A 1,569-nucleotide genomic window follows, 5' to 3' on the forward strand; every position below is an offset into this window, starting at 1 on the left:
CTTTTGGAGCCAGCCGCCTAAGGTGGGACAGATGATTGGGGTGAAGTCGTAACAAGGTAGCCGTATCGGAAGGTGCGGCTGGATCACCTCCTTTCTATGGAGTATTAACTCTAGTCGATGCATACTTCGGTATGTACGCTTTGGTCTTTTTTGTTCAGTTTTGAGAGAACTCAAAACTGTTTGATTAACTTATTTGCGTCTGCGTCTACGAGTGTCGCTACGAAGTAAGCTTCCTCGACGCAAGGCAACATGAAGTTATTCAATGTAGAAGTTCAAGGTGTGATTGAAATCAGTCGCCTTGTTCAGTTTTGAGAGAACTAACTCTCAAGTTTATAAGGATTTCTCAAAATCCAATATTAGATTCCCTTTGAATAATGGCGGTGTAGCTCAGCTGGCTAGAGCGTACGGTTCATACCCGTGAGGTCGTGGGTTCGACTCCCTCCGCCGCTACCATTATAAGGACCCTTAGCTCAGTTGGTCAGAGCGGTCGGCTCATAACCGATTGGTCGTAGGTTCGAGTCCTACAGGGTCCACCAGGGAAGAGTTACGGAGGAATACCCAAGTCCGGCTGAAGGGATCGGTCTTGAAAACCGACAGGCGGGTTAAACCGCGCGGGGGTTCGAATCCCTCTTCCTCCGCCATCATTTATTCTAATGTGTCAAAGTATTGGCCCGTTGGTCAAGCGGTTAAGACACCGCCCTTTCACGGCGGTAACACGGGTTCGAATCCCGTACGGGTCACCAACTGAAGATAGTTAGCAGCAACAATTGCTTTATGGAGGATTAGCTCAGCTGGGAGAGCACCTGCCTTACAAGCAGGGGGTCGGCGGTTCGAGCCCGTCATCCTCCACCATACTTTCATATTACCGCGGGGTGGAGCAGTCTGGTAGCTCGTCGGGCTCATAACCCGAAGGTCATAGGTTCAAATCCTATCCCCGCAACCAATAATATCGCATCTGCCTTGAATTACTACTAGGAAGATAATATAAGTAGTGTTTGAAGAGTGCAATCAAAAGTGGTCCCGTGGTGTAGCGGTTAACATGCCTGCCTGTCACGCAGGAGATCGCGGGTTCGATTCCCGTCGGGACCGCCATTCCTTAAATTTCCTTGTAGTCTTTGATTGACTGCAATTGATATAGATATTATGGCTCGGTAGCTCAGTCGGTAGAGCAATGGACTGAAAATCCATGTGTCGGCGGTTCGATTCCGTCCCGAGCCACCATTAAAAAAAGTATTTAGCTTCTAACTAAGACGGAGGGGTAGCGAAGTGGCTAAACGCGGCGGACTGTAAATCCGCTCCCTGAGGGTTCGGCGGTTCGAATCCGTCCCCCTCCACCATTTTATTTGTTATGGCGGTTGTGGCGAAGTGGTTAACGCACCGGATTGTGGTTCCGGCATTCGTGGGTTCGATTCCCATCAGCCGCCCCATATTACATTTATAATTAAATTTATTGGGCTATAGCCAAGCGGTAAGGCAACGGACTTTGACTCCGTCATGCGTAGGTTCGAATCCTGCTAGCCCAGCCATTTTGCGGAAGTAGTTCAGTGGTAGAACATCACCTTGCCAAGG

11 tRNA genes and 1 rRNA gene are annotated in these 1,569 nt (G+C 49.3%); all 12 read left to right on the forward strand.

The window, feature by feature from the left end:
• Positions 1–94, forward strand: a 16S ribosomal RNA gene (locus N7Z68_RS24180); the annotation flags it as partial.
• 282 nt (positions 95–376) lie between these two features.
• Positions 377–453 (forward strand) — tRNA-Met (locus N7Z68_RS24185).
• A 6-nt stretch (positions 454–459) separates the two neighbouring features.
• A tRNA-Ile gene (locus tag N7Z68_RS24190) sits at positions 460–536 on the forward strand.
• 12 nt (positions 537–548) lie between these two features.
• Positions 549–641 (forward strand) — tRNA-Ser (locus tag N7Z68_RS24195).
• A gap of 27 nt (positions 642–668) precedes the next feature.
• Positions 669–743, forward strand: a tRNA-Glu gene (locus tag N7Z68_RS24200).
• 33 nt (positions 744–776) lie between these two features.
• Positions 777–852: transfer RNA gene (locus N7Z68_RS24205), tRNA-Val, on the forward strand.
• A 14-nt stretch (positions 853–866) separates the two neighbouring features.
• Positions 867–943, forward strand: a tRNA-Met gene (locus tag N7Z68_RS24210).
• A 73-nt stretch (positions 944–1,016) separates the two neighbouring features.
• Positions 1,017–1,092: transfer RNA gene (locus N7Z68_RS24215), tRNA-Asp, on the forward strand.
• A 53-nt stretch (positions 1,093–1,145) separates the two neighbouring features.
• Positions 1,146–1,221: transfer RNA gene (locus N7Z68_RS24220), tRNA-Phe, on the forward strand.
• Between the two features lie 31 nt (positions 1,222–1,252).
• Positions 1,253–1,337: transfer RNA gene (locus N7Z68_RS24225), tRNA-Tyr, on the forward strand.
• Positions 1,338–1,351: 14 nt separating this feature from the next.
• A tRNA-His gene (locus N7Z68_RS24230) sits at positions 1,352–1,427 on the forward strand.
• A 24-nt stretch (positions 1,428–1,451) separates the two neighbouring features.
• Positions 1,452–1,526, forward strand: a tRNA-Gln gene (locus N7Z68_RS24235).
• Positions 1,527–1,569 lie beyond the last annotated feature (43 nt).

The sequence above is a fragment of the Alkalihalobacterium chitinilyticum genome (genome assembly GCF_029028005.1).
Taxonomy (GTDB): domain Bacteria; phylum Bacillota; class Bacilli; order Bacillales; family Bacillaceae_F; genus Alkalihalobacterium; species Alkalihalobacterium chitinilyticum.